This is a genomic window from Streptomyces sp. NPDC088252, assembly GCF_044740965.1.
Lineage (GTDB): Bacteria > Actinomycetota > Actinomycetes > Streptomycetales > Streptomycetaceae > Streptomyces.
This window is the reverse complement of record NZ_JBIURS010000003.1, coordinates 513,301-525,370: the sequence shown is the minus strand read 5'-3', so window position 1 is coordinate 525,370 and position 12,070 is coordinate 513,301. Positions and strand designations below refer to the sequence as shown.

At 69.8% G+C, this 12,070-nt stretch carries 11 protein-coding genes; 1 reads left to right on the top strand and 10 read right to left on the bottom strand.

What is annotated here, in order from left to right:
- Positions 1–999 carry an inorganic phosphate transporter gene (locus ACIOHC_RS09490; RefSeq protein ID WP_351081951.1) on the top strand — a complete coding sequence of 333 codons (999 nt, stop codon included), beginning with the start codon at positions 1–3 and terminating at the stop codon, positions 997–999.
- 182 nt (positions 1,000–1,181) lie between these two features.
- On the opposite strand, the gene pstB is transcribed toward ACIOHC_RS09490, so the two are convergent.
- The 10 genes from pstB to ACIOHC_RS09440 form a co-directional block, all read right to left on the bottom strand.
- Positions 1,182–1,958 (bottom strand): phosphate ABC transporter ATP-binding protein PstB, encoded by a 777-nt coding sequence (pstB, locus tag ACIOHC_RS09485; RefSeq protein WP_351081949.1) that lies wholly within the window; start codon positions 1,956–1,958, stop codon positions 1,182–1,184.
- Between the two features lie 28 nt (positions 1,959–1,986).
- Positions 1,987–3,072, bottom strand: a complete 1,086-nt coding sequence (pstA, locus tag ACIOHC_RS09480; RefSeq protein WP_351081947.1) for a phosphate ABC transporter permease PstA — start codon at positions 3,070–3,072, stop codon at positions 1,987–1,989.
- Positions 3,069–4,064: a phosphate ABC transporter permease subunit PstC gene (gene pstC / locus ACIOHC_RS09475; RefSeq protein WP_351081945.1), complete on the bottom strand. Its 996-nt coding sequence runs from the start codon at positions 4,062–4,064 to the stop codon at positions 3,069–3,071. Before pstC ends, pstA begins: the two co-directional genes overlap by 4 nt.
- Before the next feature lie 182 nt (positions 4,065–4,246).
- The gene (pstS, locus tag ACIOHC_RS09470) at positions 4,247–5,383 is read right to left on the bottom strand and encodes a phosphate ABC transporter substrate-binding protein PstS (protein ID WP_351081943.1); all 1,137 of its coding nucleotides are present in this window, start codon (positions 5,381–5,383) and stop codon (positions 4,247–4,249) included.
- A gap of 372 nt (positions 5,384–5,755) precedes the next feature.
- The gene (locus ACIOHC_RS09465; RefSeq protein WP_365692972.1) at positions 5,756–6,205 is read right to left on the bottom strand and encodes an NUDIX hydrolase; all 450 of its coding nucleotides are present in this window, start codon (positions 6,203–6,205) and stop codon (positions 5,756–5,758) included.
- Positions 6,202–7,203: a CHAD domain-containing protein gene (locus ACIOHC_RS09460; protein ID WP_365692974.1), complete on the bottom strand. Its 1,002-nt coding sequence runs from the start codon at positions 7,201–7,203 to the stop codon at positions 6,202–6,204. The genes ACIOHC_RS09465 and ACIOHC_RS09460 overlap by 4 nt, the downstream gene beginning before the upstream one ends.
- The gene (locus tag ACIOHC_RS09455) at positions 7,190–9,442 is read right to left on the bottom strand and encodes an RNA degradosome polyphosphate kinase (RefSeq protein ID WP_351081937.1); all 2,253 of its coding nucleotides are present in this window, start codon (positions 9,440–9,442) and stop codon (positions 7,190–7,192) included. Before ACIOHC_RS09455 ends, ACIOHC_RS09460 begins: the two co-directional genes overlap by 14 nt.
- Positions 9,443–9,712: 270 nt before the next feature.
- The gene (locus tag ACIOHC_RS09450) at positions 9,713–10,684 is read right to left on the bottom strand and encodes a hypothetical protein (protein ID WP_365692976.1); all 972 of its coding nucleotides are present in this window, start codon (positions 10,682–10,684) and stop codon (positions 9,713–9,715) included.
- Complete coding sequence (locus ACIOHC_RS09445) at positions 10,681–11,577, bottom strand: ABC transporter ATP-binding protein (RefSeq protein WP_365692977.1); 897 nt, start codon at positions 11,575–11,577, stop codon at positions 10,681–10,683. Before ACIOHC_RS09445 ends, ACIOHC_RS09450 begins: the two co-directional genes overlap by 4 nt.
- Positions 11,574–11,984, bottom strand: coding sequence for a GntR family transcriptional regulator (locus ACIOHC_RS09440; protein ID WP_351081931.1), 411 nt, complete (start codon positions 11,982–11,984; stop codon positions 11,574–11,576). Before ACIOHC_RS09440 ends, ACIOHC_RS09445 begins: the two co-directional genes overlap by 4 nt.
- Positions 11,985–12,070 lie beyond the last annotated feature (86 nt).

Genomic DNA, 12,070 nt, shown 5'->3' with positions numbered 1-12,070 from the left:
GTGGACACCTTTGCGCTGATCGTGACCATCGGTGTCGCGCTCGGCTTCACGTATACGAACGGCTTCCACGACTCGGCGAATGCCATCGCCACCTCCGTCTCCACCCGTGCGCTCACACCACGCGCGGCGCTCGCGATGGCCGCGGTGATGAATCTCGCCGGCGCATTCCTCGGCAGCGGTGTCGCCAAGACCGTCAGTGAGGGGCTGATCGCGACCCCCGAGGGCGACAAGGGGATGGGTATCCTCTTCGCCGCGCTCGTCGGCGCGATCATCTGGAACCTCATCACCTGGTATTTCGGGCTGCCCTCCTCGTCCTCGCACGCGTTGTTCGGCGGCATGGTCGGTGCGGCGCTCGCCGGCGGGACGATGGTGCACTGGGACGGGGTGCTCGACAAGGTCATCATCCCGATGTTCGTCTCGCCGGTCATCGGCCTGATCATCGGCTATCTGGTGATGGTCGCGATCATGTGGATGTTCCGGAAGACCAACCCGCACAAGGCCAAGCGTGGTTTCCGGATAGCGCAGACGGTCTCGGCCGCGGGCATGGCGCTCGGCCATGGTCTGCAGGACGCGCAGAAGACGATGGGCATCGTCGTGATGGCCCTGGTCATCGCTGATGTCGAGAGCCCGAGCGACCCGATTCCGGTCTGGGTGAAGCTCGTCTGCGCGCTGATGCTCTCGCTGGGCACCTACGCGGGTGGCTGGCGCATCATGCGGACGCTCGGCCGGAAGATCATCGAGCTGGACCCGCCGCAGGGGTTCGCCGCGGAGACGACGGGTGCGTCGATCATGTTCGGCTCGGCGTTCCTGTTCCACGCGCCGATCTCCACGACGCATGTGATCACCTCGGCGATCATGGGTGTGGGCGCCACGAAGCGGGTGAACGCGGTGCGCTGGGGGGTGGCCAAGAACATCATCCTGGGGTGGTTCATCACGATGCCGGCCGCCGCGCTGGTCGCCGCCGCCAGTTACGGCGTCGTGCTGCTGCTCTTCGGCTGACGGGGCTGCGGGGCGACCGGGGCATCCGGCGGCCGCGCTGCCCGGCGGTTTTCGGCGGGCCTGATCCGTTGATACGGAAAGGGGGCCGCCCCCGCTCCCTCTGCAGGGAGCGGGGGCGGCCCCTTCGCCTTGCGGTGGCACCGCCATGCAGCACCTCAAGGCAGTTCTGGGGACGAGGCCGGTTATCCGAATCGGCCCGAGATGTAGTCCTCGGTCGCCTGGACGGAGGGGTTGGAGAAGATGCGTTCCGTCTCGTCGATCTCGATGAGCTTGCCGGGCTTGCCGACCGCCGCGAGGTTGAAGAACGCCGTGCGGTCCGAGACGCGGGCCGCCTGCTGCATGTTGTGCGTCACGATGACGATCGTGAAGCGCTCCTTCAGCTCGCCGATCAGGTCCTCGATGGCAAGGGTGGAGATCGGGTCCAGGGCGGAGCACGGCTCGTCCATCAGCAGCACGTCCGGCTCGACCGCGATCGCGCGGGCGATGCACAGACGCTGCTGCTGACCGCCGGAGAGACCCGAGCCGGGCTTGTTCAGCCGGTCCTTGACCTCGTTCCAGAGGTTGGCGCCGCGCAGGGACTTCTCGACGATGTCCGACAGCTGGTTCTTCTTGTAAGAGCCGTTCAGCTTGAGGCCCGCGGCGACGTTGTCGAAGATCGACATGGTCGGGAACGGGTTCGGACGCTGGAAGACCATGCCGACCGTGCGGCGCACGGTGACCGGGTCGACGTTCGCCCCGTACAGGTTCTCGTCGTCCAGCAGCACCTTGCCCTCGACGCGGCCACCGGGGGTGACCTCGTGCATGCGGTTCAGGGTGCGCAGGAAGGTGGACTTGCCGCAGCCGGACGGGCCGATGAAGGCGGTCACGGAGCGGGGCTCCACGGTCATCGAGATGTCCTCGATGGCGAGATGGGAGCCGTAGTAGGCGGACAGACCGCTGACGTCGATGCGCTTGGCCATCTGAATCACTGCTTCTTTCGTGCCGCGGTCAGCGGCCGGTCTTCGGGGCCTTCCAGCGGGCGATGCCGCGGGCCACCAGATTGAGGATCATGACGAAGGCGATCAGGACCAGAGCGGCGGCCCAGGCACGGTCGTACGACTGGTCGGTGCCGACCTTGTACTGCTCCCAGATGTAGAAGGGGAGCGAGGACTGTGCGCCTTGGAAGGGATTGGCGTTGATCATCTGGCTGCCGAAGACCAGCAGCATGATCGGCGCGGTCTCACCGGCGATCCGGGCGATCGCGAGCATCACACCGGTGGTGATGCCGCCGATCGCGGTCGGTATGACCACCTTCAGGATGGTGCGCCACTTCGGGATGCCGAGGGCGAGCGATGCCTCACGAAGCTCGTTCGGGACGAGCTTGAGCATCTCCTCGGTGGAGCGGACCACGACCGGGATCATCAGGATCGTGAGTGCCAGCGCACCCATCAGACCGGACGGGTCGGTCTTCGTCATCAGCATGATCGAGAGGATGAAGAGACCGGCGACGATGGAGGGGATGCCCGTCATGACGTCGACGAAGAACGTCACGGACTTCGCCAGCGCGCCCTTGCCGTACTCCACCAGGTAGACGGCGGTCAGCATGCCGATGGGGGCGGCGATCAGGGTGGCGATGCCGACCTGCTCCAGTGTTCCGATCAGTGCGTGGTAGACACCGCCGGTCGGCTCGGAGCCGAGCACGCCGGCCATCGAGTGGGTCAGGAAGTACCCGTCCAGGCGCTCCGCGCCGCGGCTGACCGTCGTCCACAGGAGCGAGGCGAGCGGTACGACGGCCAGCAGGAAGCACACCCAGACGATGCTGGTGGCCAGCCGGTCCTTGGCCTGGCGCTGGTTCTCGACGACCGTCGTCGTGACGTACGAGATGACGACGAAGAGCAGGGCGGAGAACAGTCCCCACTGGGTGTGGCTGCGCCAGCCCGCCGCCGCTCCGATGCCCACGCCGAGCGCGAGCGCGACGGCCGCGAAGGCGAGCGGGGCCCAGCGGGGGAGAGCACGGCTGCTGAGGCTGGTCCTGGGTGCGGGCGCCATCGGGGTGGGGCGTTCCTGTATGCCGGTGTTGGCTGCCTGGCTCATGCGTTGGCCCCCGAGTATTCCTTGCGGCGGGCGATGATCAGCCGGGCCGCGCCGTTGACCAGCAGAGTGAGGACGAAGAGGACGAGGCCGGAGGCGATCAGGGCGTCCCGCCCGAACTGGTCGGCCTCGTCGAACTTCGCGGCGATGTTCTGGGCGAACGTTCCGCCACCCGGATTGAGCAGATGCCCGGAGATGATGAAGCTCGGCGACAGGACCGTGGCGACGGCCATCGTCTCGCCGAGCGCGCGGCCCAGGCCCAGCATCGAGGCGGAGATCACGCCGGAGCGGCCGAAGGGCAGCACCGAGAGGCGGATGACCTCCCAGCGGGTGGCGCCGAGGGCGAGGGCGGCTTCCTCGTTCATCTTCGGGACCTGGAGGAAGACTTCGCGGCTGACACTGGTCACGATCGGCAGGATCATGATCGCGAGCAGGATGCCGACGGTGAAGAGGGAGCGGGCGACGCCGACCTCGGTCTTCTCGAAGAGGTACGTCCAGCCGAAGAACTGGTCGAGCCAGAGGTTCAGGCCCTCCAGGTACGGGACCAGGAAGAGGGCGCCCCAGATGCCGTACACGATGCTCGGCACTGCGGCGAGCAGATCGACGACGTACGCGAGGGGCGCGGCCAGCTTGCGCGGCGCGTAGTGCGAGATGAACAGGGCGATGCCGACAGCGACCGGGACGGCGATGGCCATCGCGACGATCGAGCTGACGATCGTGCCGAAGAGGAGGACCGCGATGCCGAAGACCGGCGGGTCGCCGGCCGGGTTCCAGTCCAGGGTGGTGAAGAAGTTGCCCTCGTCCTTGGAGATGGCGAGCGCGGCGCGGTAGGTGAGGAACGCGGCGATCGACGCCATGATGACGAGCAGCAGAATGCCCGAGCCCCTGGAGAGGCCCAGGAAGATCTTGTCGCCCGCGCGCCCGGTCTTCGGCCTGACGCGCTTGCGCGCCGCGGGCGGCGCCGGCGGCGTGTCTATCGGTGTGGTGGAAGCCATGGTCTTTCCGGTCTGTGTGGGGGAGCGGTGTGGCTCCCCTGGCGGCGGTGCACCGGATGGGTGGTGGCGGGCCGGTCCGGAGGGGTGCACCGGACCGGCCCGCTCTGTGTTGCTGACGTGCTACTGGTGTTGCTGGTGGTGCCGGCGTGCGTGAGGCTCTGTGCCTCGGTCGGGCGCCTCGGTTACGAGAGGGAGCCGATGGTCTCGCGGACCTTGGCGTTGATCTCGGCCGGGATCGGCGCGTAACCCGCGTCGCTGAGGAGCTTCTGGCCCTCGTCACCGGCGGTGTAGTTCAGGAAGGACTTGACCGTGGGCAGGGTCTCGGCCTTGTTGCCCTTGTCACAGACGACCTCGTAGGTCACCAGGACGATCGGGTAGGCGCCGTCGGCCTTGGTGGTGTAGTCGAGGTCGAGCGCCAGGTCCTTGCCGGTGCCCTTGATCTTGGCGGCGGCGATGGCCTTGGAGGCGCTCTCCGAGGAGGCCTTGACCGGGGCGGCGGCACCGGTGGCGATGTCGACGGTGGGGATCGACTGCGAGGTGGCGTAGCTGAGCTCGAAGTAGCCGATCGAGCCGTCGACCTGCTTCACCTGGGCGGCGACACCGGAGGAGTTGACCGCGGACTGGCCACCGGGGGCCGGCCACTTCTTCTCGGCCTCGTACTTCCAGTCGCTCGGGGCGGCGGCACCCAGGTACTTGCCGAGGTTCTGGGTGGTGCCGGAGTCCTCGGAGCGGTGGAAGGGCTGGATCGCCTTGTCCGGCAGCTTCGCGCCCTTGTTGAGCTTGGCGATCGCCGGGTCGTTCCACTTCTTGATCTTGGTGTCGAAGATCTTGGCGAGAGTGGGGGCGTCCAGCGTGAGGTTGTCGACGCCTTCCAGGTGGTAGCCGATGGCGATCGGGCCGCCGACCATCGGGAGGTTGATGCCCTGGCCGGTCTTGCAGATCTTCTTCGAGTCGGCGACCTCTTCGGGCTTCAGCGCCGAGTCGGAACCGGCGAAGCCGACCGTGCCCTGGTTGAAGGCGACGATGCCCTCACCGGAGGAGGACGACTTGTAGTTGATCTCGACGCCCGAGCAGCCGGCCATGTAGTTCTTGGCCCACAGGTCCATGGCGTTCTTCTGCGCGCTGGAGCCGGAGGCGAGCAGCTGGCCCTTGGCGCCGTCGCACTTGACGTTCGACGCGGCGCTCGTCTTGCCGCCGTTGCCGCCGGTGGACCCCTCGCTGTTGTTGTCCGAACCGCACGCCGTGAGGACCAGGGCGCCGGAGACGGCGAGGGCACCGAGCGCGGTGGCACGAAGCCGGTTCTTGCGCTGAAGCTTCACTTTCGGGTGTTCCTTCCAGGAGCCGCCGAGGTCTATTCGTTCTACGACGGCGTGCGAGGTGGTGGGTGCTCCGGCGTTGCGCCGCGCACCGTGCACCGCCGAAGTTAGGCAGAACAGGTGAAGCCACCTACGGGGGAGAGTGAACGGGAGGTGAACCGTGTCGGACGGTGCGGTTCTTCCGCGCCGGTGCGGGACGCGGGTCCTCTGCCGGTGAACGGGGGACTCGTGCCCGCCCCGTGGCTTCGACGGGCCCGGCTCTCCCGTCGAGGGGCCCGGCCTCGCGCCCCGTGGCCTCGACGGCCCGGCTCGCCCCTCGACGGGCTCGGCTCCCGCCGCGTCAGGTGATCGGCCCCGTCGGCCCCGTCGGCCCCGTCAGGCGCTCGACAGGCCGGCGAGCAGGGCGTCCAGCACGTCCCGGTCGTGGGGCCGGGTGAGCCGGGCGCGGGCTGCCGCCGGGGAGAGCCAGCTCACCCGGTCGACCTCGGCGTTCGGTAGGAATGCGCCGCCGGTCGCCTCGGCCGCCCAGTAGGCGACCTCTTTGGGACGCCCGTTCACGGTGTACCGGACGGTGGGCAACGGGGCGCCCGGCGCGCAGTGGTGGCCGGTCTCCTCCAGAACCTCGCGCATCGCGCCGTCCAGCGCGGACTCGCCGCGCTTCAGCTTGCCCTTGGGGTGCGACCAGTCGTCGTAACGGGGCCGGTGGACCAGGCAGACCTCCAGATCGCCGGAGTGTTCCGACCGGCGCCACAGCACACACCCCGCGGCGAGCACGGGTCCGGTCGCGGTGCGCTTGCCGCCGCGGTCATCTGTCGGTCCGGTCACGGCGCGACCACCGCTGCCGCCGTGTACGGCCAGCTCTCCCGGAACACACTGCGCGCCGCTTCCACCTCGTGCCGCTGATCGGCGTGGAGCACTCCCAGGGCGTACGCGGTGGCGGGCGCGATCCGGGGGGTGCGGGCCGCCGACGCCGCCGCGGCCGCCGCCTCCGCGGCGTCGCGGTGCAGGTCGAGCGCGTGCCCCGACGCGGCCAGGGCCGGATCGGGGGCACCCCGCATCACCTCGCGGGCGTACCGGTGCAGCCGCAGCAGCAGCCGGGTCCGGTGCCAGGGCGCGTCCTGTGCCTCGTTGTACGGCTCGACCGCCTCGTCCGAGGGGAGGGCGGCCACCGCGCCGAGCAGCTGTTGTTCGGCCCGGTCGGCGGGCCCGTGCAGCATCTCCTCGGCCGGCGCGGTGGCCGTCGTGGCGAGCGGGACCTCGGAGGCGAGCAGCGCGACGGCGTCGGCCACCGCGTGGAAGCGGGAGGAGCCGAGCGCCTGGAGGGCCGCGGAGTGGGCGCGGGTCCGGGCGAGGGTCAGCTGTCGTTCCAGCAGCGCACCGGCGCGGGCCGCGCCGACATCGAGGGCCGCGCGCTCCTTGCTGTCGGCGCCGGATCCGGAGCCGGTTCCCGTCCGGGCTGCGGGCAGCGAGGTGCCGGACAGGGTGTGCAGCGCTTCGAGGAGCCGGTTCAGCCGGGTCGCGTAGGCGTGTTCCCGGGCCAGGGTGCCCGAGAGCCAGGCAAGTTCGGTGCGGAGCTGCTCGGCCCAGGCCGTGTCCAGTGCTGCCCGGAAGGTGTGCAGTGTGCCGCCGATCCGCCGGGACGAGCGGCGCAGTGCACCGGCGGCCTCCTCGGCGGCGTGGCTTCCGGCGTCCGTGGGGGCGCTGTTCTCGCGGTGCAGGCGCAGGCTGCGCAGGAATTCGGCGGCCTGTTCCTGCAGGTAGGGCGCGAGCACCGCCCCTGCCGTAAGGTCCGCCTGCGTCGTCTGGTGGTCATGGCGTCGCACGCCGGCGCCTCCGGGCGTCAATGAGCATTTCCTGTACGTGCCGCAGCGGCTGGCCGTCCGCGTCCCTGGCGTGCCGGGTCCAGTTCCCGTCGGAACCGAGGTGCCAGGAGGAGGTGGTGTCGGCCATGCCGGTCTCCAGGAGCCGGCTGAGCGCGGCGCGGTGGGCGGGATCGGTGACCCGGACCAGTGCTTCGATCCGGCGGTCGAGGTTGCGGTGCATCATGTCGGCGCTGCCGAACCACACTTCGGGTTCGCCGCCGTTGCCGAACGAGAAGATCCGGGAGTGTTCGAGGAAGCGGCCCAGTATCGAGCGGACCCGGATGTTCTCGGAGAGGCCGGGGACGCCCGGGCGGATCGCGCAGATGCCGCGTACCCAGATGTCCACCGGCACACCCGCCATCGCGGCCCGGTAGCAGGCGTCGATGATCGCCTCGTCGACCATCGAGTTGACCTTGATGCGGACGTAGGCGCTGCGCCCGGCCCGCTGGTGCGTGATCTCCTTGTTTATACGGGTGATCAGCCCGTCGCGCAGAGACCTCGGGGCGACCAGGAGGCGGCGATAGGTCTCGCGGCGGGAGTAGCCGGAGAGCCGGTTGAAGAGGTCGGAGAGGTCCGCGCCGACCTGCGGGTCGGTGGTCAGCAGGCCGAGGTCCTCGTACAGCCGGGCGGTCTTGGGGTGGTAGTTGCCGGTGCCCACGTGCGAGTAGCGGCGCAGTGTGTCGCCCTCCTGGCGGACGACGAGCGAGAGCTTGCAGTGGGTCTTGAGACCGACGAGCCCGTAGACGACGTGGCAGCCGGACTCCTCCAGCTTGCGCGCCCACTTGATGTTGGCCTGCTCGTCGAAGCGGGCCTTGATCTCGACGAGCACGAGGACCTGCTTGCCGGACTCGGCGGCGTCGATGAGTGCTTCCACGATCGGTGATTCGCCCGAAGTCCGGTACAGGGTCTGCTTGATGGCCAGGACGTCGGGGTCGCTCGCGGCCTGTTCCAGGAACGCCTGTACGGAGGTGGAGAACGAGTCGTACGGATGGTGCAGGAGCACGTCGCGTTCACGCAGGGCGGCGAAGATGTCGGGCGCGGAGGCGGATTCGACCTCGGCGAGATCGCGGTGGGTGCCCGCGATGAATTTGGGGAACTTCAGCTCGGGCCGGTCCAGGGAGGCGATGCCGAAGAGCCCGGTGAGGTCGAGCGGACCGGGCAGCGGGTAGACCTCGGCGTCGGACACCTTCAGCTCGCGGACGAGCAGGTCCAGCACGTACGGGTCGATGGACTCCTCGACCTCCAGGCGGACCGGGGGGCCGAAGCGGCGCCGCATGAGTTCTTTCTCCAGGGCCTTGAGGAGGTTCTCGGCGTCGTCCTCCTCGACCTCCAGGTCCTCGTTCCTGGTGACCCGGAACATGTGATGGGCGAGGACCTCCATGCCCGGGAAGAGTTCTTCGAGGTGGGCGGCGATGACGTCCTCTATGGGCACGTACCGCTGCGGCGACGCCTCCAGGAAGCGGGTCAGCAGCGGCGGCACCTTGACCCGGGCGAAGTGGCGGTGGCCGCTGACCGGGTTGCGTACGACGACGGCCAGGTTGAGCGAGAGGCCCGAGATGTACGGGAAGGGGTGCGCCGGGTCGACGGCCAGCGGGGTCAGCACGGGGAAGACGCGCTGCCGGAAGAAGGTGAACAGGCGGGCCTGTTCCTTCTCGGTCAGCTCGGGCCAGCGGATCAGCTGTATGCCCTCGTCGGACAGGGCGGGGGCGACGTCCTGCTGGTAGCAGGCGGCGTGCCGGGCCATGAGTTCGCGCGAGCGGGTCCAGATCAGGTCGAGGACCTCGCGGGGCTGGAGGCCGGAGGCGGAGCGGGTGGCCACACCGGTGGCGATGCGGCGCTTCAGCCCGGCCACCCGGACCATGAAGAACTCGTCCAGGTTCGAGGCGAAGATGGCGAGGAAATTCGCCCGTTCGAGGAGGGGCGTCGCCGGGTCCTCGGCCAATTCGAGTACGCGTTCGTTGAACGCGAGCCAACTGCGCTCCCGGTCCAGGAATCGGCCGTGGGGCAGTTCGTCGCCGTCGACATCGGGTTCGTACGCGTCGACGTCGGCGTCGATGTCGGGATCGAGGTCGGCCCGGGTGGACAGCGCTCCGTCGGACGCGGACGAGGCGACGGCGCGCGGCCGGTGCGCGGCGAGCGTGCCCACCGACGGCTGCACGGTGGGCTGGACCGGGACCTCGGAGCTGGGCTGCTGGCTCATGCCCCCATTCTTCCGCGTCAGGGGCTTGGAGGGCGCGCCGGAGTGTGCGGAGATCGCGTTAAACGCACGGTTCGTGTGGTTCGCGCGGTCTCCGCCGGGATTTCTCCCGTGGTGGGGGGTCGGCACAGCTGGCTGCATCCTGAGAGGGTCGCAAGCCCTTCTGAATGGCCGGTAACGGCGACATGACGTGCAGGAAGCGGTGTGCGGGTGCGCGGATGCGCCCCAGGGGCCGTTCCGGGCCCGTGTGCGGGGCCCGGAACGACGTTCTGCTCAGCCGTGACGGCGGCGCAGCACCCGGAAGGAGAGCGCGACCGCGAGGGCGGCGAGGGCGAGCAGGATGCCGGTCTCGACGAGCTGGAGCGGCCAGAAGTGCGAGGCGGGGTGGTAGTCGAGGTAGCGCAGGGCGATGTTCTTGTCGGCCAGGCAGCTTTCGAGGTCGGCGGCGGTCCGGCAGACGTCGGCGGACAGCCGTTCCCCGCCGCTGGTGAGCCAGCCCTGTCCGGCGTCGGCGACCCCCTCCGGGAACCGGTGGCCGTCCGCCGCGCCGGACGTCGCCGTCAGTGTCGGCCACAGACCGTTGCGCACGGAGTTCAGGGCCATGACGAGTGCCCCGTACCCGATCACCGTCACGACCATCGCGGAGACGGTGCGCCGCAGCAGCAGCCCGGCGAGCGCACCGAGGGCGAGCATGAGGAGGGCGTAGCCGACGGGGACGGTGCCCATCGCGCCGTAGACGTCCCGTTCGTACCAGTTCTTCGGGTAGTGGGTCGTCTTCGCCCGCGACCAGGCCCAGGCGGAGACGGCGGACAGTACGGAGACCCCGGCCAGGGTCAGCACGACGGGCACGGCGAGCTTCGCGGCGAGCCAGCGCGCGGGCGAGAGCGACTGGGACCAGGACAGCCTGTACGTGCCGTTCTCCAGCTCCCGCGCGATCAGCGGGCCGGCGACGAACATGCCGATGGACGCGGGCAGGAGCATCATCACCAGGCCCGCGTAATCGACGGCGCGGCTGAGGCGGAGTTCGGCGCCGAGGAAGTGGCGGACGGTGACGCCGCATCCCCGGACGGTGTTCTCCACCGAGCAGTCGGTGCCCGCGAACGTGCCGGAGACGGAGGCCGTCCACAGGGCGGTGGCGACCACGGCGGCGATCCCCACGAGTGCGAGGCCGGCGGCGATCCACAGCGTGAGGCGGTGCTGGCGTACGACGACCCGGGCCGGGCCGAACAGACCGATGGCGTTCATACGGCCGCCACCTCCTTGCCGGTCTCGGCGCTCGGCGTCAGCAGTGCGGGAGCCTCCGGTGACCGCAGATGCGCGAGCAGCAGTTCCTCCAGCGAGGGTTCCGCGGTCTCCCAGACGCCGGTGTCCACCGGGCCCTCCATCCGTACGAGGGTGGTCTGCACACGCCCCGCGGTGCGGGACTCGACGACGGTGTGCGGTGCGGTGTCCCGTACCGGGCCGGTGAGCAGGGTGTGCGCGGCGACCAGATCGTCCGTCTCGCCGCCGAGGCGGACCCGGCCGTTGTCGACGAGCAGGAGGTAGTCGCAGGCGCCTTCCAGCTCGGTGAGGATGTGCGAGGACATCACGATGGTGGTGGAGCGCTCGGCGGCCTCGGCCATCAGGGCGCCCATCAGCTGGTGGCGGGCGAGCGGGTCGAGGTCGGCCATCGGCTCGTCCAGCAGGAGCAGTTCGGGCCGCTTGCCGAGCGCGAGGGCCAGGGCGAGCCGGGTGCGCTGTCCGCCGGAGAGGTGACGGACCCGGGCGTCGCGCGGAAGCTCCCCGGTGATGCGTTCGGCGGTGTCCTGGTCCCATGTTCCGGGGTTCAGTTCGGCTCCCGCCCAGAGGGTCTCGGCCACCGTCAACTGCGGGTAGAGCGGCTTGTCCTGGGCCACGAAGGCCATCCGGGCCCGCGCCCCGCCCGGCGCCCCGTCCAGCACCCGTACCGTCCCCTCGGTGGGGCGCAGAAAACCGGCCACCAGGGCGAGCAGGGTGGACTTGCCCGCGCCGTTGGGGCCGACGAGGGCGCACACGCGCCCGGTGGGCAGCCGGAACGAGCAGTCGCGAAGCACCCAGCCCCCGCCCCTGCCCCGGTACTTCATGCCGAGGCCGACGGCCTCGATCGCAGCGCCTGTCATCCGGCCTGATCTCCCTCGTAGGTCTTGTCCAGTACGGCGGTGAAGAGCGCGCTCACGTCGTCCTTCTCCAGTCCGGCCGTGCGGGCCCGGCGGGCCCAGTCGGCGAGCTCGGCGCGCAGCGGCGCATCGTCGGCGGCCGCCACGCCGCCGAGGGTCCGGGTGACGAAGGTGCCGAGCCCCCGTCGGCCCTCGACGAGGCCCTCGCGCTCCAGTTCCCGGTACGCCTTGAGCACGGTGTTCGGGTTGATGGCGGTGGCCTCGACGACCTCCCGCGCGGTGGGCAGCCGGTCGCCGGGCTCCAGCAGACCGAGGCGCAGGGCCTGCTTGGTCTGCTGGACGATCTGGAGGTACGTGGCGATACCGCTGCGCCGGTCGATGCGGTATTCGACCGCTGCGGACTCTGCCATGTTCACCCCTTTCACTAATGAAGTAGTGAAAGAGTGACGCAAGAAAGGGGCGGCGTCAAGCGGCGCCGCCCCTTCCTCCGTGCCGC

What these genes read in the sequence shown, in the direction of transcription:
- ACIOHC_RS09440 (WP_351081931.1), bottom strand. Translation starts at nt 11,984, where the DNA reads ATGGCAGAGTCCGCAGCGGTCGAATACCGCATCGACCGGCGCAGCGGT.
- pstC (WP_351081945.1), bottom strand. Translation starts at nt 4,064, where the DNA reads ATGGCTTCCACCACACCGATAGACACGCCGCCGGCGCCGCCCGCGGCG.
- ACIOHC_RS09455 (WP_351081937.1), bottom strand. Translation starts at nt 9,442, where the DNA reads ATGAGCCAGCAGCCCAGCTCCGAGGTCCCGGTCCAGCCCACCGTGCAG.
- pstA (WP_351081947.1), bottom strand. Translation starts at nt 3,072, where the DNA reads ATGAGCCAGGCAGCCAACACCGGCATACAGGAACGCCCCACCCCGATG.
- pstB (WP_351081949.1), bottom strand. Translation starts at nt 1,958, where the DNA reads ATGGCCAAGCGCATCGACGTCAGCGGTCTGTCCGCCTACTACGGCTCC.
- ACIOHC_RS09450 (WP_365692976.1), bottom strand. Translation starts at nt 10,684, where the DNA reads ATGAACGCCATCGGTCTGTTCGGCCCGGCCCGGGTCGTCGTACGCCAG.
- ACIOHC_RS09445 (WP_365692977.1), bottom strand. Translation starts at nt 11,577, where the DNA reads ATGACAGGCGCTGCGATCGAGGCCGTCGGCCTCGGCATGAAGTACCGG.